The sequence below is a fragment of the Sphingobium baderi genome, from assembly GCF_001456115.1.
Taxonomy (GTDB): Bacteria; Pseudomonadota; Alphaproteobacteria; order Sphingomonadales; family Sphingomonadaceae; genus Sphingobium; species Sphingobium baderi_A.
Genome location: NZ_CP013264.1, coordinates 3,685,588 through 3,705,262, shown reverse-complemented (window position 1 = coordinate 3,705,262; position 19,675 = coordinate 3,685,588). Strand labels below are relative to the sequence as shown.

General features: G+C 61.9%; 18 protein-coding genes. 14 read left to right on the top strand and 4 right to left on the bottom strand.

Annotation, left to right across the window (positions count from 1 at the left end):
* The first annotated feature begins 78 nt into the window (after window positions 1-78).
* From ATN00_RS18145 to cysQ, 10 genes are all read left to right on the top strand, one after another.
* Window positions 79-1,038 carry an Mrp/NBP35 family ATP-binding protein gene (locus ATN00_RS18145; RefSeq protein ID WP_062067320.1) on the top strand — a complete coding sequence of 320 codons (960 nt, stop codon included), beginning with the start codon at window positions 79-81 and terminating at the stop codon, window positions 1,036-1,038.
* Window positions 1,039-1,164: 126 nt separating this feature from the next.
* Window positions 1,165-1,599, top strand: a complete 435-nt coding sequence (locus ATN00_RS18140; protein WP_062067317.1) for a CoA-binding protein — start codon at window positions 1,165-1,167, stop codon at window positions 1,597-1,599.
* Between the two features lie 39 nt (window positions 1,600-1,638).
* Window positions 1,639-3,909, top strand: a complete 2,271-nt coding sequence (locus ATN00_RS18135; protein ID WP_062067314.1) for a xanthine dehydrogenase family protein molybdopterin-binding subunit — start codon at window positions 1,639-1,641, stop codon at window positions 3,907-3,909.
* 2 nt (window positions 3,910-3,911) lie between these two features.
* Entirely contained in the window at window positions 3,912-4,880 is a 969-nt protein-coding gene (hemH, locus tag ATN00_RS18130; protein ID WP_062067311.1) for a ferrochelatase, read from the top strand.
* A gap of 35 nt (window positions 4,881-4,915) precedes the next feature.
* Window positions 4,916-5,638, top strand: coding sequence for an acetoacetyl-CoA reductase (gene phbB / locus ATN00_RS18125; RefSeq protein WP_062067308.1), 723 nt, complete (start codon window positions 4,916-4,918; stop codon window positions 5,636-5,638).
* A complete protein-coding gene (locus tag ATN00_RS18120; protein WP_062067305.1) occupies window positions 5,638-5,913 on the top strand; it encodes a ribbon-helix-helix domain-containing protein in 276 nt (91 codons plus the stop codon). Before phbB ends, ATN00_RS18120 begins: the two co-directional genes overlap by 1 nt.
* An 82-nt stretch (window positions 5,914-5,995) precedes the next feature.
* Window positions 5,996-8,539 (top strand): TonB-dependent receptor, encoded by a 2,544-nt coding sequence (locus tag ATN00_RS18115; protein WP_062067302.1) that lies wholly within the window; start codon window positions 5,996-5,998, stop codon window positions 8,537-8,539.
* Between the two features lie 191 nt (window positions 8,540-8,730).
* Window positions 8,731-9,498: an energy transducer TonB gene (locus ATN00_RS18110; protein ID WP_062067299.1), complete on the top strand. Its 768-nt coding sequence runs from the start codon at window positions 8,731-8,733 to the stop codon at window positions 9,496-9,498.
* A 63-nt stretch (window positions 9,499-9,561) separates the two neighbouring features.
* Entirely contained in the window at window positions 9,562-10,245 is a 684-nt protein-coding gene (locus ATN00_RS18105; RefSeq protein WP_062067297.1) for a Fe2+-dependent dioxygenase, read from the top strand.
* 91 nt (window positions 10,246-10,336) lie between these two features.
* Window positions 10,337-11,170 (top strand): 3'(2'),5'-bisphosphate nucleotidase CysQ, encoded by an 834-nt coding sequence (cysQ, locus tag ATN00_RS18100; RefSeq protein ID WP_231746332.1) that lies wholly within the window; start codon window positions 10,337-10,339, stop codon window positions 11,168-11,170.
* Between the two features lie 74 nt (window positions 11,171-11,244).
* On the opposite strand, the gene ATN00_RS18095 is transcribed toward cysQ, so the two are convergent.
* Entirely contained in the window at window positions 11,245-12,123 is an 879-nt protein-coding gene (locus tag ATN00_RS18095; RefSeq protein WP_062068984.1) for a LysR family transcriptional regulator, read from the bottom strand.
* Between the two features lie 107 nt (window positions 12,124-12,230).
* Here ATN00_RS18095 and ATN00_RS18090 point away from each other — a divergent pair, with 107 nt between their 5' ends.
* The 4 genes from ATN00_RS18090 (at window position 12,231) to mmsB (ending at window position 17,086) form a co-directional block, all read left to right on the top strand.
* Entirely contained in the window at window positions 12,231-13,727 is a 1,497-nt protein-coding gene (locus ATN00_RS18090; RefSeq protein ID WP_062067294.1) for a CoA-acylating methylmalonate-semialdehyde dehydrogenase, read from the top strand.
* A 10-nt stretch (window positions 13,728-13,737) separates the two neighbouring features.
* Window positions 13,738-14,883: an acyl-CoA dehydrogenase family protein gene (locus tag ATN00_RS18085; protein WP_156415305.1), complete on the top strand. Its 1,146-nt coding sequence runs from the start codon at window positions 13,738-13,740 to the stop codon at window positions 14,881-14,883.
* Between the two features lie 130 nt (window positions 14,884-15,013).
* Window positions 15,014-16,072, top strand: coding sequence for an enoyl-CoA hydratase/isomerase family protein (locus ATN00_RS18080; RefSeq protein ID WP_062067289.1), 1,059 nt, complete (start codon window positions 15,014-15,016; stop codon window positions 16,070-16,072).
* Between the two features lie 129 nt (window positions 16,073-16,201).
* Entirely contained in the window at window positions 16,202-17,086 is an 885-nt protein-coding gene (gene mmsB / locus ATN00_RS18075; protein WP_062067285.1) for a 3-hydroxyisobutyrate dehydrogenase, read from the top strand.
* Between the two features lie 6 nt (window positions 17,087-17,092).
* On the opposite strand, the gene ATN00_RS18070 is transcribed toward mmsB, so the two are convergent.
* From ATN00_RS18070 to ATN00_RS18060, 3 genes are read right to left on the bottom strand one after another with little or no spacing between them, the layout of a single operon-like run.
* Window positions 17,093-17,989 carry a Rossmann-like and DUF2520 domain-containing protein gene (locus ATN00_RS18070; RefSeq protein ID WP_062067282.1) on the bottom strand — a complete coding sequence of 299 codons (897 nt, stop codon included), beginning with the start codon at window positions 17,987-17,989 and terminating at the stop codon, window positions 17,093-17,095.
* Window positions 17,986-18,753: a TIGR02186 family protein gene (locus ATN00_RS18065; protein ID WP_062067279.1), complete on the bottom strand. Its 768-nt coding sequence runs from the start codon at window positions 18,751-18,753 to the stop codon at window positions 17,986-17,988. The genes ATN00_RS18070 and ATN00_RS18065 overlap by 4 nt, the downstream gene beginning before the upstream one ends.
* On the bottom strand, window positions 18,750-19,664 hold the full coding sequence (locus ATN00_RS18060) for a sulfite exporter TauE/SafE family protein (RefSeq protein ID WP_062067276.1): 915 nt from the start codon (window positions 19,662-19,664) through the stop codon (window positions 18,750-18,752). The genes ATN00_RS18065 and ATN00_RS18060 overlap by 4 nt, the downstream gene beginning before the upstream one ends.
* Between the last annotated feature and the right edge of the window lie 11 nt (window positions 19,665-19,675).

The following is a 19,675-nucleotide window of genomic DNA, read 5'->3' as shown; positions in this document are numbered from 1 at the left end:
ACGGCGCGCGAAGCGGAAAATGCGCCAGCCGGGCAAAGCCTCTTTCCCCACCATGCCGAAAGGCTTTAGAGGGCAGCCATGACCGATCTCGACAGCTTCGCCGCACGCCTCAAGACCATCACCGGCGGCCGCGCCAGCACGCCGCGCGTCAAGGACGGCGTCATGACCCTCGCGCTGGAAGTAGGCGGCCTGACCGCCGATCAGCGCGACGCCATCGCCGCCGCCATTCGCGAAGGCGCGCTGACCGTTCCGGGCGTGAGCGATGTCCGCATCGCCATGACCGCGGAACGCAAGGAATTGCGGATCATCGCGGTCGCGTCGGGAAAAGGGGGCGTCGGCAAATCCACGCTGTCGGCCAATCTGGCCGTGGCCCTCAAACGGCTGGGCCATCGCGTGGGCCTTGTCGATGCCGACATCTATGGCCCGTCGCAGGCCCGCCTGATGGCGAGCGAGGATCAAAAGCCGCAGGCGCGCGACAAGCATCTGATCCCCGTGCAAAGCCCGGTGGGCGTGCCGATGCTGTCCATGGCGCATCTGGTGGAGCCGGGCCGCGCGCTGGCGTGGCGCGGGCCGATGGTCAGCAATGCGCTGGGTCAGCTCATTGATGCCGAATGGGGCGACGTGGAAACGCTGATCGTCGACATGCCGCCCGGCACCGGCGACATCCAGCTTTCGATGATCCAGAAGCACAAGCCCGCCGGCGTGGTGATCGTTTCCACGCCGCAGGATCTGGCGCTGATCGACGCCACCCGCGCCGTCAACCTGTTCGAGCAGGCGCATGTGCCGCTGATCGGCCTGGTCGAGAATATGGCGGGCTATGCCTGTCCCCATTGCGGCGAGGTTTCCGATCCCTTCGGCGCGGGCGGCGCGGAAGCGGCGGCGAAAGAGATGGGCATGCCCTTCCTGGGCCGCATCCCGCTTGCCATCGACATCCGCCGCCGCTCGGACGCGGGCGATCCTCCCGCGGCGGGCGACGATGTGCATGGGCAGGCGTTTCGCGCCATCGCGGAAAAGGTTGCGGAACATATCGCGCGATAAGGATAGGGCGTGGCCGCAGGACAGCGGATCGCGTGATCCCGGCCTCTCCCAAAGCGCCCATAAATGGGAACGTCTTGCTTTACGCCGCGTCTCTCCCATCTGGGAAGCTGAACCAAGGAGCCCGCCATGCCATTGACCGAGCCGCAGGATATCGCCGATCTGCTGGACGAAACCCGCACCATTGCGCTGATCGGCATTTCCGATCGTCCCGACCGCCCCAGCTATGGCGTCATGAAGGCGCTTCAGGACCATGGCTATCGCGTCCTGCCGGTCAATCCCCAGATCGCGGGAGAGCATGTGCATGGCGAGTTCGTCTGGGACCGGCTGTCCGACATTGGCGTGTCCATCGACATGGTCGACATCTTCCGCCGCAGCGAGGCGGCGGGCGAAGCGGTGGACGACGCCATCGCCGCCGGGGCGAAATCGGTCTGGATGCAGCTCGGCGTCATCAACCCGCAAGCGGCCGCACGCGCGGAAGCCGCTGGCCTCAAGGTCGTGATGGACCGTTGCCCCGCAATCGAAATCCCGCGCCTCGGCCTTGCGCCCATCCGCGCCGAATAAGGCTATGCAGCGCCTTTGCCGCTCTCTATCAGTCAGGATATGGGGCGAGCACCGCTAAGGCAGAAGGGCAAGGGCAGGCAGGGAATCGACCGCCGCGCCCTGCTTGTCGGGGGAGGCGCCGGCGCGGGGCTGCTGCTTGCATGGGCCGTCTGGCCGCGCAGCTACAAGCCCAATCTCAACGCCGCGCCGGGGGAGTTCGTCTTCAACGCCTTCCTCAAGATCGACCGGGCGGGGCAGGTGATCGTCATCGTGCCGCAACTGGAAATGGGGCAGGGGATAACGACCTTGCTGCCCCAGATTCTCGCGGACGAACTGGGCGCCGACTGGCGCACCATCGCGGTGCAAAGCGCGCCGGAAAGCCCCCTTTATGCGAACACCCTTCTGGCGCGTGAGTGGCTGGCGAGCGACTGGACCCGCGTCGGCGGCGAGGCGGGCGACTGGGCGCTCGATCAATATGCGACGCGCAAGGCGCTGATGCTGACGGGTGGCGGAACCTCCGTGCCGATGTTCCACGATGCCTATCGCGATGCCGGGGCCGCGGCGCGCATCCTGCTGTGCAAGGCGGCGGCGAAGCGCTGGAACGTGCCGTGGGAAAGCTGCGACATTCAGGAAGGTCTGATTTCCGACGGCGGCCAAAGGACGCTGCGTTTTGGAGATGTGGTCGAGGAGGCGGCGGCGTTCGACCTTCCCGAGATCCTGCCCCTGCGGCAGGGGATGGAGGGGCGGTTGGCGGGACAGGATTTGCCCCGGCTCGACACGCCTTCCAAGCTCGACGGCAGCCATAATTTCGCTGCCGACATCCGCCTGCCCGACATGGTATTCGCGTCGATCCGCCAAGGGCCGATCGGCGATGCGCGGCTGGAAAGCGTGAATGAGGGCGCAGCCAGGAGCGTCACCGGCTTCCTGAAGCTGGTTCGGTCGGAACGCTGGGTCGCCGCGGTTGGAACCAACTGGTGGGCGGCGAACAAGGCGCTCGATCTGGCCGATCCCGTATTCATGCTGGACGGTCCGCCCGTCAGCGACGAACGCATCGACGCCGCGCTGGAGGATGCGTTTTCCGGTTCCCATGGCCGCCGTCTTTATACGCAGGGCGACCTGTTGCCGGTGTTTGAGGGCGCGACGATCCTGGCCAGCGAATATCGCGTGGACGCCGGGCTGCATCTGGCGCTTGAACCGATGTGCGCCACCGCGCGCGTCACCGACGCCGGGGCTGAGGTGTGGACCGCCACGCAGGCCCCAGGTCTCGCCCGCACGGCCATCGCCGACGCGCTCGGGATCGACCGGGCTTCCGTGACGCTTTACCCCGTGCACGCGGGTGGCTCCTTCGGGCGCAAGATGGATTTCGAGGCAGCGGTGCAGGCCGCGCTGATCGCGCGGGACATGGGGCGTCCTGTCCAATTGCTCTGGTCGCGGCTGGAGGATGTCATTCACGACCGCCCAAGCCCGCCCGCCCATGCCCGCATGGCAGCGAAGCTCGGCCGCAGCGGCGTGATAGAGGGCTGGCTGGCGAAAGTCGCCGCCCCCTGCGCGATGAGCCAGACCTGGGCACGGATCGCAAACGGCGCCTTGCCCCACGAAGCGGCGGCCCAGAGCGCGGACAAGGCGACAAGACTCGCGATCGCGGGTATGGAGATACCCTATGCCGTCTCCAACTGGGCCATCGACCACTATCCGTCAGATGTATATCTGCCTCTTGGTTTCGTGCGCGGCAACGCTCATTTGCACAGTACGTTCTTCACCGAAAGCTTCATGGATGAACTCGCCCATCTGGCACAGATGGAGGCGATGTCTTTCCGCATCCAGATGCTGGGCGGCAATCCGCGTCTGGCCCATTGCCTTTCGACCGCCGCCGCCATGGGCGGATGGCAGGGCGGCATCGCGGGCAGCGGGCAGGGGATCGCCGCGCATCAGGCCGGCAATGCGTTCGGCGCGGTGCTGGTGGAGGCCGCGATCACCGGCGGCAAGCTCACGGTTAGTCGAATGGTGGCGGCGATCGACTGCGGCGATCAGATCAATCCCGACATCGCCCGGCAGCAGGTGGAAAGCGGCCTGATCTATGGTCTTGCCTACGCGATGGGGGCGTCGGTCCCCTATGATAAGGGAATGCCCAGGCGCGCCATATTGGGCCGCATGAACCTTCCTCGGTTGGACGATATTGGTGAAGTCACGGTTGAATTGATCCGCAGCACCGCGCAGCCCGCCAGTGCGACGGAAATCGCCGCATCACTGGTGGCCCCGGCCATCGCCAACGCCCTCTTCACCGTCACCGGCCAAAGGTTCCGCAGCCTGCCGCTTCTTTCTCAGGACTGAATATGCCTCGCATCGGTGTTCTTCTCATCAATCTCGGCACGCCCGATGCGCCGGATGCTGGGGCCGTCCGGCGCTATCTGGCCGAATTTCTATCCGACCCGCGCGTTGTGGAAATCCCGCAATGGCTCTGGCAACCGATCCTGCGCGGGCCGATTCTGCTCACCCGTCCGCGCAAGTCGGCCCATGCCTATGCCCAGGTCTGGACGAAGGAGGGCTCCCCGCTCGCCGTCAATACCCGCGACGTGGCCATCGCCCTGCAAGGACGCTTCGGCTCCGAAGTGATGATCGACTGGGCCATGCGCTATGGCAATCCATCGATTGCGAGCCGGCTGGCGGCGCTTGATGAGGCAGGCTGCGACCGCATTGTGGTAGCGCCTCTTTACCCGCAATATTGCGGGGCAACGACCGCCACGGCGGTAGATTGCGTGTCGGCGGCGCTGGCAAAGATGCGCGCTCAACCCGCGATCCGCACCTTGCCGCCCTATTTCGACGATCCGGCCTATATAGAAGCGTTGAAGATGTCGGTCCAAAGGCAACTCGACGCGCTGGATTTCGAGCCCGATCTCCTGATCGCCAGTTTCCACGGAATGCCGGAACGTACAAAGACGCTGGGCGATCCTTATCATGAGCAGTCGCTGGAAACGGCGCGACTCCTGACGCAGGCTTTGGGACGGGACGTCCGGGTGACGTTCCAATCCCGTTTCGGACGAGCGAAATGGCTTGGGCCGGCGACCGATGAGACGCTCAAAAGCCTACCGCCAAAGGGTGTCCGAACGGTTGCCGTTCTTACGCCTGGCTTTTCTGCCGACTGCCTTGAAACCCTCGAAGAAATCGGCATCCGGGGACGAGATGATTTTCTGGCTGCTGGCGGGCAAAAATTCGCGCATTTGCCTTGTTTGAACGCCTCTCCAGAGGCTATCAAACTCTATAAGAATCTGATCGGTCGAGAATTGGCCGGCTGGGTGAGTTGAATGAGGTTTCAGACTGAAAAATTATAGGAGGGCTTATGAGCAAGGTTGCTGTCGTCACTGGCGGAACACGCGGTATTGGCGAGGCGATCAGCCTGGCTCTCAAGGCTCTCGGCTACACCGTCGCTGCTAATTATGCGGGCAATGAGGAAAAGGCGCGCGCCTTTACCGAAAAGACCGGCATCGCGACTTTCAAATGGGATGTCGGCGACCATCAAGCCTGCCTCGACGGATGCGCGCAAGTGGCGGAACAACTTGGCCCCATCGATATCGTGGTCAATAATGCAGGCATAACCCGCGATGGCGTGCTCGCGCGGATGAGCTTTGATGACTGGAATGATGTGATGCGCATCAATCTGGGCGGTTGCTTCAACATGGCCAAGGCGACGTTCGGCGGCATGCGGGAGCGGGGCTGGGGGCGCTTCGTCAATATCGGTTCGGTCAACGGGCAGGCGGGTCAATATGGTCAGGTGAATTACGCCGCCGCCAAATCCGGCATCCATGGCTTTACCAAGGCACTGGCGCAGGAGGGCGCGAAATTCGGCATCACCGTCAACGCGATCGCGCCCGGCTATGTCGATACCGACATGGTCGCCGCCGTTCCTGCGGCCGTGCTGGAAAAGATCGTCGCGAAGATACCGGTGGGCCGCCTTGGCCATGCCTCTGAAATCGCCCGCGGCGTGGCATTTCTGTGCGGTGAGGAGGCGGCCTTCATCACTGGCAGCACATTGTCGATCAACGGCGGTCAGCACATGTATTGATGGAACGGGATGAGGCTTCGTCGGCCCGGTCCGCCGGAGCCTCTCTTTTTGCCCCGCCTGCAAAGCGGAGCGTGACTATTGCTGGCCATCAGACGGCCATCAGCCTTGAACCGATATTCTGGAAGGCCCTTCGTGAGGAAGCGGCGCGCGAAGGGATTCCGATCAACGCCCTTATCGCCCGGATCGATGTGGAGCGCCTGGCGGCAGCGCAGCCGCCCAATCTTGCCAGCGCGATCCGGTGCTGGCTTTTCGATGTAACATATCGAGCGCAATAATAAGAATTATTCGCAATAATGTTGACTCTGAGAACAAGTCGCAATAGCAGGTCTCCCGACAACAAAGGGGGCTTCCTGATCCATGTCCAAATCCGCAAATGTTCCGTCTTTTCTGGCGATGGGCTGTGTCGGCGCTATTGCGCTGGCGTCCACCGTCCACGCGCAGGATAGTGCCTCGGCGCCCAAGCTGGGGGGCGTCACCGTCACCGACACCGCGATCGATGAATCCGAAGTGAAGGTCGAGAAAGCGGACTCTCCGAAATATGTGCGTCCGCTGCTCGATACGCCCCAGACCATCACGGTGATCAGCAAGGCGACCATCCAGCAGCAGAATCTGCTGACCCTGCGCGATGTGCTTTCGACCGTTCCGGGCATCACTTTTGGCGCGGGCGAGGGTGGTTTCGGCTATGGCGACCGCATCATCCTGCGCGGGCAGGACGCGAAGAACGATGTGACTATCGACGGCGTGCGGTCGGGTGCGTTTCTCAACCGTAACGAAGTCTATAATATCGAGCAGATCGAGGTCACCAATGGTGCGAATTCCGTCATGAATGGCGGCGGGTCGGTTGCGGGCACGATCAACCTCGTCACGAAGCGGCCGCTGGCCGACGATCAGATCGTGATGAATGCGGGCATCGGCACCGACAATTATTATCGCGCAACCATTGACGCGAACAAGCGCCTGAACGATCTGGTCGCCGTCCGCATCAATGCCGTCTATCATGAAAATGATGTTCCGGGCCGCGATGTGGAAGATTATAAGCGCTGGGGCATAGCGCCTGCCGTCACTATCGGCATTGACGGGCCTACCAGCTTGACGCTGCAATATGAGCATCTGGATGATAAGGCGATGCCGCAATATGGCATGCGTTATTTCCCGGCGCTCGGCGGTATTCTCAGGGACTTCGACCGCTCCGCCTATTATGGCTTCGCCAATCTGGACCGGCAGGACAGCAAGACGGATTCGCTCCAGGCGATCTTCAGCCACGCGTTTAGTGATAGCGTGAAGCTTCGCAATCTCACCCGTTATGAAAATGTCCGCCAGAACACCGTAACCAGCCAACCGCAGGGTGTCTTCTGCTTGGATGATGGCGCCGGCGGCGGTTTCAACCCGGATACCAACGGTGCATGCACGACGACCATCTACACGAGCGAGGCAGGGGAAGCGCTCACCATACCAGTAGGCTATTATCTGCCTACTGGCGGCCGCGGCAACCAGCGCTTCATCAGCAATGAAACGGCCTATACGCAGTTCGACCTGAGCGCTGAATTTGAAACTGGCGGCATTGGTCATTCCCTCGTCATCGGCGCATCGGCGATGTGGGAAAAATATCAGCAACGTCAGGGCAGTATCGGACGTACCGCGGACGGCTATGACCCCTATGCAGCACCCTTTGTGGTGGCGCGAGGCGCAAGTTCGGGGGTGCCCAATCCGCTTTACAATGCAGGCGCCAGCCTGGGCCTTTACTATCCGCTCGTGAATATCGGCGATCCATCGTCGGTTATTGCCGGCCCGGCGGCGATTGGTGGCCTCGCCCGTCTTTATGGCAGCAACAGCTATGTCGGTCCGACCAATTTCATCATGGGCGGCCGAAATATCGGCCAGCAGACAAGCTATGCGGCCTATCTGTTCGATGCCATGAAGTTTACGGAATGGTTCGAGATCAATGGCGGCGTGCGCTATGAAAAGGTGAAGGGCTGGAACCGGAACTTCAGTTACCAGACCAGCGGCCCCGACATTGGATTGCCGGTGGTTCCCACTGATCCGGCCGAAACCAATCCGACCTATTTCGAGGTGGAAGACAATCTCTTCTCCTATCGTATCGGTGCGGTGGTGAAGCCGACGCCCAACACCAGCATCTATGTCGCTTATGGCAATTCAAAGCTGCCTTCGAAGGCATCTGTCGATGGCGCCTGCTCGGCCGCTAATTGTCGCCTGAAACCGGAAACGACCGAGAATTATGAAATTGGCGTGAAGGCGGATTTGTTCGACGGGCAATTGCTGCTGACTGCTGCGCTGTTCCGCAACGACCGTAATTCGATCAAGGTGAACTCGAACGATCCGACGCTGCCGGACCAGACGCTTGATGGCAAGCAGCGGGTGGAGGGTATTTCCCTTGGCGCATCGGGCAATATCACGCCCAACTGGACGATTTCGGCGAATTACATGTATCTGAAATCGAAGATACAGCAGGGCGTGTCCAACTATTGCCTTGCCAATCCGGGTGCGGCGGGTTGCGGTAACAGTGCCGATTTTGTGGATCCGACCGCTGGTTCCCAATTGGCCAATACGCCCAAGCATTCAGGTAGCCTGTTCTCCACCTATCGCCTGCCCTTTGGGCTGGAACTAGGCTATGGGCTGACTTATCAGGGTAAGTTCCTGCTGAACCAGCCCACGCTCGCGCAACTCGCGGCCGACAATTATGTGCCTTATCGTGTGCCCAGCTATACGATCCACCGGTTCATGGCATCCTACCCCATCACGGAAAACCTGATGGCGCAAGTCAATGTCCAGAACTTCACCAACAAGAAATATGTGACCACGGTTCGGAATAATATCGGCAACAGTTGGGCGCAGCCAGCGCCGACCTGTTCGGCGGTGTTCAGTCTGAATTACAAGTTCTGACCCGGAATAAATCCCCGGCTTGTCCCGGCCGGGGAAAGGGGCGGGCAGCGGCGAATCCATCCTCCTCGGGCCGCTGCCCGCCCAATCCTTTGAACCGGAGCAGGACCATGCGGGACAATTATGCAATTGATTCGCATTAGGGTTCAGGATATGGGCCTTTGCTGGCTTACTGATCGGAAGAAGGGGCGATCATGCTCTCGGTAGCGGAAGAAAGGATCGACGACGTGTTGGACGTTCCGACGTCTCAGTACCTCCTTGAATCCCGTAGCCCCAGCCGGGTCTTGTCGTCAAACCCCGTCGAGGCCACAGGTCGCTTCGGTGAAGGGCGCAGGCCCAACCTGCCCGTCATTCTTGCTATTGTCCTGATCCATGCCATGCTCATCTATGCGCTGATCCAGGTGCGGCAGCATGTCATTGAAGCGCGCGAAGCAAAGCTGACGGTGGTCAACCTGACGCCCCCACCGCCGCCGCCCGCCGCCGATACGCCCCCACCGCCGCCCTCGAAGCCGGAAATCGTTGCACCTCCACCGTTGGTCCAGATGCCCGTGCCGCCGGTTCAGTTGGTGGCGACAACGCCCGATCCCGTGCCCGTTCTGTCGCCCATGCCGGTCATGTCCCCGCCGGGACCGTCGGCATCTGCCGCACCGCCAGCGCCGCCGAGCATCGTGCAGGGTGGGGATTTGGGCGCCCAGATGGTGGCAGGCAAACCGCCGCGTTATCCCATCGAAAGCCGTCGCAAGCGTGAGCAGGGGACGGTGGTGCTGTCTCTGACGCTGGGCGTGGACGGCAGCGTCGAAAGCATCGTTATTGCACAAAGCAGCGGCTCCAAGCGGCTGGATGACGCCGCGCGCGATGCCGTTCGCGGCTGGCGCTGGAAGCCCATCATCCGCAATGGACAGCCAGCGCGGGTCAAGGGCGTGGTGGAAATCCCGTTCGTCCTGCGAATCGACGCTGCCTGATAAAGCGTTAGTCTTTCGCCCGACCTTTCTACCCCTTGTCAGTCCCGGTTCGAGTTTCAGGTCATGTTGATTGCCGTTCCCCAGTTGCTCGATATGCAGGCCGTCTGCGCTGTCCGGGCATTGATCGATCAGGCGCAGTGGGTGGACGGCAACGTTACGTCGGGCCATCAGTCGGCGCTCGCCAAGCGCAACCTGCAATTGCCGGAAGATGCGCCGGAAGCCAGGCAGGCTGGGCAGATGGTGCTGGACGCCCTCGGTCAATCGCCCCTGTTCATTGCGGCGGCCCTGCCGCTCAAGATATTCCCGCCGCTTTTCAATAGCTATGCAGGCGGGCAGGCATTCGGCACGCATGTCGACAACGCCGTCCGTATTCAGGCTGGAACGGGTTTTCGCGTCCGGTCCGACCTTTCTATCACCATCTTTCTGGAAGAGCCTGACGCCTATGACGGTGGTGAACTCACCATTGAAACCCATTTCGGGGTTCAGCAGGTGAAACTGGCCGCGGGCGATGCTGTGCTCTATCCCTCTTCTTCGTTGCATCGGGTGGAACCGGTCACGCGCGGGCGTCGCGTCGCGAGCTTCTTCTGGCTGCAATCCATGGTCCGCGACGACGCCGCGCGGCAGATGCTGTTCGATCTCGACAGCAGCATTCAGGCGCTGGCCGCCGATCTGGGTCATGGGCACGCGCAGGTGATCCGCCTGACCGGCGTTTATCACAATCTGCTTCGCCGTTGGTCGGAGGCTTGAACCAATCCGGATTGGCGTTGACGCGGATTGCGCTATAAGCAGAAAACAGGGGCCATCCGAAGCCCGCAATGAAGGACGGGAAATTATCCATATGTCTCAAATCGATCAGCCGATGAATATCACGACGATTGCCGAAGAACTGATCACCGCCGCGATCGAGGCGGGCAAGGCGATCATGGCAATCTACGATGCGGGCTTTTCGGTCGAGACCAAGTCGGACAACAGCCCCGTGACGCAGGCCGATGCCGCGGGGGAAAAAATTATCCTGGAAGCGCTGGGGCGATTGGCGGGGCATATTCCGGTGATCGCGGAAGAGGAAGCGGCGGCAGGCCGCATTCCGCAAACCGACGGCACGTTCTTCCTTGTTGATCCGCTCGACGGGACGAAGGAATTTATCCAGCGGCGCGGGGACTTCACCGTCAATATCGCGCTGATCGAAGGGCGCAAACCTGTATTCGGCATCGTCCATGCTCCGGCAAAGGGCCGGATTTTCGTGGGCGACGTGCACAGCGGAGAAGCATGGAGCGCGCCCGTCTCCCGCGAAGGCATGATCGGTGAGCGCACCCCGATCCGCGTGCGTGACCTGCCCGACACGGGATTGTCGGTGGTCGCCTCAAAATCCCACAACACGCCGGAAACCGATGCCTATCTCGATCAGTTTGACGTGGCCGAGCGGGTGTCTTTCGGCTCCTCGCTGAAAATCTGCATGGTCGCGACGGGGGAAGCGGACCTCTATCCCCGTCTCGCTCCGACCTGCGAATGGGACATCGGCGCGGGCGATGCCGTTTTGCGCGCTGCGGGGGGCAAGCTGCTTGCGCCCGATGGGGCGCCCATGGCCTATGGCAAGGACGGCTTCTTCAATCCCGGCTTCGTTGCAGCTGGCGATATTGATCCGCCGCCCATTGCGCCCTTCATGACGAAGTGAGGCCGACGCCTTTCAATTGGGATGTCTGAGTTGGCGCGGCATCTCGCGCTGGCTGCTCCCATGTAGAGAGCGGGTCAACGCGACGCCATCATGACCCGCTCCTGCAACCAGGCGCCGACCGTAGCGATACGAGCGACTTTCCGCAGATCCTCATGCGTCACCAGCCAGAAATGGCGGATGATCTCCACCCTGTCGGCCATCAATTCGATCAGTTGCGGGTCGCTGCGCGCAATGAAGTCGGGCAGTACGCCGATGCCGCTTCCATCGCGGACCATGCGATATTGCATATTGATGCTCGTCGCGCGCAGATGCGCTTCCAGCCCGGCCTCCACCTCGTCCAGATAATCGAGTTCGGGAGAAAAGATGAATTCCGGCACATAGCCGACCAGCATATGATCGCGGAGCTGGGCAGGGCGATCCGGTCGTCCTGCCCGCGCCAGATAATCGACCGACGCATAAAGATGCAGGCGATATTCTCCGAGCCGCTTGACCGACAGCCGCCCTCGCTGCGGCCGTGCCAGCATCAGCGCCATATCCGCCTCGCGCTTTGAAGGATTGAGGAAACCCGAAGCGGTAATGAGGTCCAGCCTTATGCCCGGATGCCGTCGGCTGAACTCCGCCAGCCCCGGCGCCAGCACCCATGTTCCAAAGCCCTCCGCCACCGACAGCCGCACTTGCCCGGCAAGCTGCTGTTCCAGCCCGGCCACATCCTCCACCGCCGACATGGCTGCGCTTTCGACGGCTTCGGCATGGTGCAGCAGAGCCTGTCCTCTGACGGTCAGCGTCCGCTCGCCCGATGCCAACTCGAACAGGTCCGCCCCCAGCGCCCGTTCCAGTCGGGCGAGGCGCCGCATGATGGTGGTTGCATCGATTCCAAGCATCCGCGCCGCCGGAGCGATCTTGCGCGCCCGCGCTACGGCCAGAAAGACGCGCAGATCGTCCCAATCGAACATCATTTCCCCCAACTGCGTTTTTGCAGTATAGACATGCGAAACTTCGTCGTTGCATGCAATTACACGCTATTGCTAGAGCCGCGTCAACCTTACGGAAAGGACCGTCCATGCGTGAGATTTCTCACAAGCTCGCTTTCGCCCACGATACCGCGTCCGCGCGCTATGGCGATGTCTTCGATCCCAATAATGGCGGCGTTCAGGCCCGCGTCACGCTCGGCGACGCCGCTTTGCTGGATCGCGTCGTGGAAGCCGCGCAAAAGGCGCAGCCCGCATGGGCGGCCGTTAATCCGCAGCGTCGCGCCCGCGTCATGTTCCGTTTCAAGGATCTGGTGGAACAGCATATGGACGAACTCGCCCATCTGCTTAGTTCCGAACATGGCAAGGTGATCGCTGATGCCAAGGGCGACATTCAGCGCGGCCTTGAAGTGGTTGAATTTGCCTGCGGCATCCCTCATGTGCTGAAGGGTGAATTCACGCAGGGCGCTGGCACCGGCATCGACGTATTTTCCACCCGTCAACCGATCGGCATCGGTGTGGGCATCACGCCGTTCAATTTTCCGGCGATGATTCCGCTCTGGATGTCCGCCGTTGCCATCGCGACCGGCAACGCCTTCATCCTCAAGCCCTCGGAGCGTGATCCGTCCGTTCCGGTGCGTCTGGGTGAACTCTTCCTTGAAGCGGGCCTGCCTGAAGGCATTTTCCAGGTCGTCCATGGCGACAAGGAAATGGTCGACGCGATCCTCGATCATCCCGGCATCGGTGCGGTCAGCTTCGTCGGTTCGTCCGACATCGCCCATTATGTTTACAATCGCGGCGTTGCGGCGGGCAAGCGCGTTCAGGCGATGGGCGGCGCGAAGAATCATGGCGTCGTCATGCCGGATGCCGATCTTGACCAGGTGGTCAACGATCTGTGCGGCGCGGCTTTCGGTTCGGCGGGTGAACGCTGCATGGCGTTGCCGGTCGTCGTGCCGGTGGGCGAAAAGACCGCTATTGCCCTGCGCGAGAAACTGATTCCTGCGATCGCGGCGCTGCGCGTCGGCGTCTCCACCGATGCGGAAGCGCATTACGGCCCCGTCGTTTCAGCCCAGCATAAGGCGAAGATCGAGCAGTGGATTCAGACTGGCGTCGATGAAGGCGCGGAACTGGTCGTCGACGGCCGCGGCTTCACGCTGCAGGGGCATGAGAAGGGCTTCTTCGTCGGCCCGACGCTGTTCGACCATGTGACGCCCGACATGCAGGCATATAAGGAAGAAATTTTCGGCCCCGTGCTCCAGATGGTCCGCGCCGACAATTTCGAAGAGGCGCTCGCGCTTCCCAGCAAGCACCAATATGGCAACGGCGTCGCTCTCTTCACCCGTAACGGCCATGCCGCACGCGAATTTGCCGCACGGGTCGAAGTCGGCATGGTCGGCATCAACGTGCCGATCCCGGTGCCGGTCGCCTATCACACCTTCGGTGGCTGGAAGCGGTCTGCCTTTGGCGATACTAACCAGCATGGCATGGAAGGCGTCAAGTTCTGGACCAAGGTGAAGACCGTCACTCAGCGCTGGCCCGACGGCGGCGAAAGCGGCGATAGCGCCTTCGTCATCCCGACCATGGGTTGAGGGCAGGGGTATCGTGACTCAGTTCGATCTCACCGACGACCAGCGCGAGATCCAGGATCTCGCGCGCCGGTTCACCGCCGACGCGATTACGCCCCATGCGGCGGAGTGGGACGAAAAGCATATTTTCCCCCGCGACACGATCCGGGCGGCGGCGGAACTGGGCTTTGGCGGCATCTATGTTTCCGAAGCGTCGGGGGGCATCGGCCTTGGCCGTCTTGAATCGGCCATCATCATGGAGGCGATGGCCTATGGTTGTCCGTCGACCAGCGCCTTCATGTCCATTCATAATATGGCCGCCTGGATGATCGACCGCTTCGGTAGTCAGGCGGTCAAGGATAAATATCTGCCTTCCATGGTGCCGATGGAACGGATGGGCAGTTACTGCCTGACCGAGGCAGGGTCCGGTTCGGACGCTGCGGCCCTCAAGGCCCGGGCGGTTCGCGATGGCGACCATTATGTCGTCACCGGCTCCAAGCAGTTCATCTCCGGCGGTGGAGAGAACGAACTTTATGTCACCATGGTCCGCACCGGCGATGACGGCGCCAAGGGCATCAGCTGCCTCGTCATCGAAAAGGATATGGAAGGCGTCAGCTTCGGCGCGCAGGAACGCAAGCTGGGCTGGCATTCTCAACCTACCGCGCAGGTCAATTTTGACGCGGTTCGCGTGCCGGTCGAAAATCTGGTCGGGGGCGAAGGGGAAGGCTTCCGCATCGCCATGATGGGTCTTGACGGGGGGCGCCTCAATATCGGCGCCTGTTCGCTCGGGGGCGCACAACGCTGCATCGACGAAGCGGTTAGCTACACAAAAGACCGCAAACAATTTGGCCAGTCCATCGCCGATTTCCAGAATACCCAGTTCACGCTGGCGGACATGGAAACGGAGCTTCAGGCTGCCCGCACCCTGCTGTATGCCGCAGCGGTCAAGGTAACGGAGAATGCGCCTGACAAGACCCGTTTTGCCGCCATGGCCAAGCGTCTTGCCACCGATACAGGTTCGTCCGTGGTTGATCGCGCGCTGCAGCTGCATGGCGGCTACGGCTATCTGATGGACTATCCGATCGAGCGTTTCTGGCGCGATCTGCGCGTGCATTCGATCCTGGAAGGCACCAATCAGGTCATGCGGATGATCGTTGCCCGCGATATGTTGCGGCAGTAATCGCTAACTTTTGGGGAAGGGCGCTCAGGGGCTGGGCGGTTCGCTGTCCGGTTCGAAGCTGGAACGAAGAAAACGCGCAGCCAACCCCATTACAACTCCGCTCCGGCATGTGCCGCGCCAAGGAGAGAAGATGACTGACCAAGTTCTGACCTTCATCGAAAATGGCGTCGGCCGCATCCGGCTCAACCGGCCCAAGGCGCTCCACGCCCTGACGCCGGAAATGTGCGGAGCCATCAACGATGCCTTGCTGGCCTGGAGCAAGGATGACACGGTCGTCGCGGTGATGATCGATCATGCCGAAGGGCGCGGCTTTTGCGCGGGCGGCGACATTGCCCTCATCGCCAACAGCGCGAAGGGCGATTGCGTTGAGGCCGAGCATTTCTTCTTCGTCGAATATCGGATGAACCATCTGTTGTTCGTCTATGAAAAGCCGATCGTTGCCTTCATTGACGGGATCGTCATGGGCGGCGGCGTCGGCCTTTCTCTCCCCGCGCGGCATCGCGTCGTGACGGAACGGACTATTTTTGCCATGCCGGAAACGGGCATCGGCCTCTTTCCCGATGTGGGTGGTGGCTGGTTCCTGCCGCGTTTGCCGGGCAGGACAGGCGCATGGCTCGCGGCCACCGGCGCGCGGATCGACGGGGCCGATTGCCGCGCCGTTGGACTTGCCACGCATTATATGACCTCGGACAAGCTGGATACGGTCAAGGATGCCATCCTTGGCGATCCGCAGCAGCTCCTTGCCATATTGGACGATAATGCCGAAACGCCGCCGCCTTCCAAGCTGGAGGCGATGCGTCCCGACATTGACCGGCTGTTCGCATCTGGCCGGCTGGAGGAAATCCTTGCCGCGCTGGAAGCGGATGGCGGCGAATGGGCGGCGAAGCAGCGGACCGTTCTGGACAGCAAATCCCCGCAAACGATCAAGGTGGCGTTGCGCCAGCTGGCCGAAGGCGCGGCCAAGACCGACTTTGCCGACAATATGCGGATGGAATATGGCATTGCCTGTCATGTGATCCGCCGTCCCGATCTGGTCGAAGGGGTGCGCGCGGTGATCTTCGACAAGGACAATGCGCCCAAATGGAATCCGGCGACGCCTGAAGGCGTAACGGATGCGATAATCGAGGCGATCTTCGCGCCCTTGCCGCCGGAAAAGCAATGGACGCCCTTGCCCGAACTTCAGGGGTAAAGGAAAGCTGTCCTGCGGAAATGGCGGCCCGGACTCCCAGCACCATCTGCCCGTTTCCGACAGGGTCAATGCCATGGATGAATTCGCATTCCGCGAGATATAGACGTCAAGAGTTGGAAGGAGCCTGACATGAGCCTCACCATCGCCTTCATCGGCCTCGGCAACATGGGCGGCGGCATGGCCGCCAATCTGCTGAAGAACGGCTATGCCGTCCGCGCCTTCGACTTGTCCGAAGACGCACTGGCCCGCGCCGAAGCGGCTGGCGCCGTCCGCGCCGCCAATGCGGCCGAAGCCGTCACCGGTGCGGATGCCGTCGTCACCATGCTTCCTGCGGGCAAGCATGTCGAAAGCGTCTATAATGGCGAAATCTTCGGCGCGGCCAAGGCGGGGGCGTTGTTCCTCGACTGCTCCACTATCGACGTTGCCACCGCTCGCCGCGTCATCGAAGCCGCGACGGCAAAAGGCTTCGAAATGGTCGATGCTCCCGTCTCCGGCGGCATCGCGGCCGCCAATGGCGGCACGCTCACCTTCATGGTCGGCGGCGCCGATGCGGCCTTCGCCAAGGCAAAGCCGATTCTCTCCGCCATGGGCAAGGCCGTCATCCATGCAGGTGGTGCGGGCAATGGGCAGGGGGCGAAGATCTGCAACAACATGCTGCTCGGCGCGACGATGGTTGCGACCTGCGAAAGCTTCGCCATGGCGCAGAAGCTGGGCCTCGATCCGCAGACCTTTTACGACATCTCCAGCGTCTCGTCCGGCCAGAGCTGGTCCATGACCAGCTATTGCCCCGTTCCCGGCGTTGGCCCGCAAAGCCCGTCGGACAATGATTATCAGGGCGGTTTCGCGGTCGGCCTGATGCTCAAGGACCTGAAGCTGGCGATCGAAGCGGCCGCCTCCGTCAACGCCAGCGTTCCCATGGGCAATGCCGCCGAAGCGCTCTATCAGATGCTCGCAAACCAGGGGAAGGCGACCCGCGACTTCTCCATCATGATTGAAATGCTGGACGGTAAATAAGCTCCGTCAGCTTTCCAGCAATTGCCGGAGATCCGGCATGGCATCGGCCTGTCCCATGCCATGCCGCTCCATCTCCCGCAGCGTTGCCAGCGCCATGGCCTGATAGTCCGGCAACACATCCGGGCAATATCGGTCAAAGGCGGCCAGATGATCGCCGATGGTTCCCCGGTCCCCGCGGAGCAAAGGCCCGGACAAGGCTGCGAACCCGCTGGTCAGACTATTCTCCATGGCGGCGCGGACCAGCGGTCCCAGCACTTTGCCCGGATCGTCCACCCCGGCTTCTTCCAGGGCGCGGGCCGCTCCGGCCATCAGTGTCACCAGATGGTTTGCCGCATGGCTCAGCGCGCCATGATAGAGCGACCGTTTTTCTTCTGCGATAATGAATCCCTTGCCCCGCAGCCATCCCACCACCGCCATGGCGCGTTCGGTAGTCTCGGCGGAACTCCCCGTCACGCCAAAGGGTGCGCCCACCATGCGCTTCACTTCATGGGCCGGATCGCCGGTGAAGGTCATCACCGGGTGGATGGCGGCAGTCAGCGCGCCCGCTTCGCGCAACATTTCCAGCGCGGCGGCCCCACTTCTCCCGCTCAGGTGAAAGAGGAATGGGCGATGCTTCATGGTTTCGCGCGACAGGCTTTCCACCACGACCGCTATCGCATCATCGGAAACAGCCAGAACGATGGTGTCGCATTTTTCCGCGACCTCTTTCAGATGCTCCGCAGGCGCGATATCGGGTAAACGGTCGAGCACCTCCCGCCGTCGGGCCTCGGACCGATTGTAGAGCAGTGGCGTTCCTTGGGAAAAGGGCGCCAGCCCCAAGGCGAAGGCCTGACCGGCGCGTCCCGCTCCGATAATGCCCAGCCTTTTGCAGAAAAGCGCCTGTCCCGACACCCCGTCCCTCACAGCCGCCGCGCAATGGCTCCGGCGGTCCACCCCATGCCAACGGCGAGCAGGATCGCGGTCAACCCATAGAAGAAAGACCAGTGTTCCGCCGCCATGGCCATGAACTGCTCAAAGCCCGATTTGCGGACAGTAATGTCCCTTACCGCCGCCGCCACGACGCGGCCGTCCTGCACCAGGAAAGTTTCCGCCGTATAGTCTCCCACCGTGACCCTTGCCGACAATGGCAGACGCGCCCGATACAGCACGCCGTCGGTGATTTCGATGGTGCCGGGCTTCTCGACATAAAGACCTACACGTCGGCGCAGATCCACCAGGCCCGTCTGAAACCGTGCAAGTGCGGCGCTGTCGTTTAGCGATGATGGCGACAACTGCAACTTGTCGACGCCCAATTCGTAAATGGCGGCGGTCCTGTCATCGACGATTTGCCTGATCGGCCGGGACGATGCCATAGCATAGAAGCTGGGCGCGGAGCGGAAGCGCGCGCGGTCTGCATTGACCCAGATGCCCGCGACCTTCTCCTTCTCGCGCATTATGATGGATTGGTCAGGGCCTTTGAGGATCACGACGATGTCGGCCGGCTTTTTGGGTCGTCGCCCGTCGGGATAGACGATCGCGCCGAACAGCAGCAGATTCGCGCCGGTGAAGCTATATTGGATTTCGACGGTGCGTTGCGACACGTCGGGCACCAACTCAGGCTCATCGGCGGCGCCCAGCAACAGGATGAGAGCGGGAGCGAGCAGGGAAGGGATGAAGGCGCGCTTCATCGGACCTCGATCGTATAGATTTCGTCTGGCCGCCACCCCAGGCCCAACGCCATGCGCGCCGCGACGAGCAGAACGATTGCAGCCAGCAGGATGCGAAGATATTCCGGGCGGATTGTCATCGAAAGGCGCGTTCCCACCTGCGCGCCCGTCACGCTGCCGATAAGGAGCAGCAGGGCGAGAACCAGATCCACCGCCTTTGTCGTCATGGCATGCATCATCGTGGTCGCCATGGTGACGAAGAGGATTTGGAAAAGGGAAGTGCCCACCACCGACTGTGTGTTCATGCCCAACAGATACAGCATTGCGGGCACGAGGATGAACCCGCCGCCCACGCCTAGCAGCATGGTAAGAATGCCCGTCGCCATGCCCAGAAGCAGCGGCGCGAGCGGGGAAATATAAAGCCCCGAGCGATAGAAGCGCCAGCGCATCGGCAATGCCGCGACGAGGGGGTGATGACGGCGTTTGCGCGCCGGGAGGCGCTTGCCGGACTTGAACGCAATCAGGGCTTGGATCGATTCCTTGGCCATCAGCGTCCCGATGCCGCCCAGCATCAGCACGTAAAGAATGGCGATAACCGTATCGATTTGCCCGAGGGACTGGAGCAACCTGAACAACAGGACGCCGATCCCCGCGCCGATCACGCCGCCGGCAATCAATACGCCGCCCATGCGAAAATCGACGGTGCCGCGCTCCATATGCGTGACAACGCCCGAAACGCTGGCGCCTGTCACCTGCGATGCGGCCGACGCGGCCGCGACCGTGGGAGGAATGCCATAGAAGATGAGCAGCGGCGTCGTCAGAAACCCGCCGCCTACGCCGAACATTCCGGACAGCAGGCCGACGACCCCGCCCAGCCCGATGATGACGAGGGCGTTCACCGACAGATTGGCGATGGGCAGGTAAAGATCCATGTCTCTCTGGG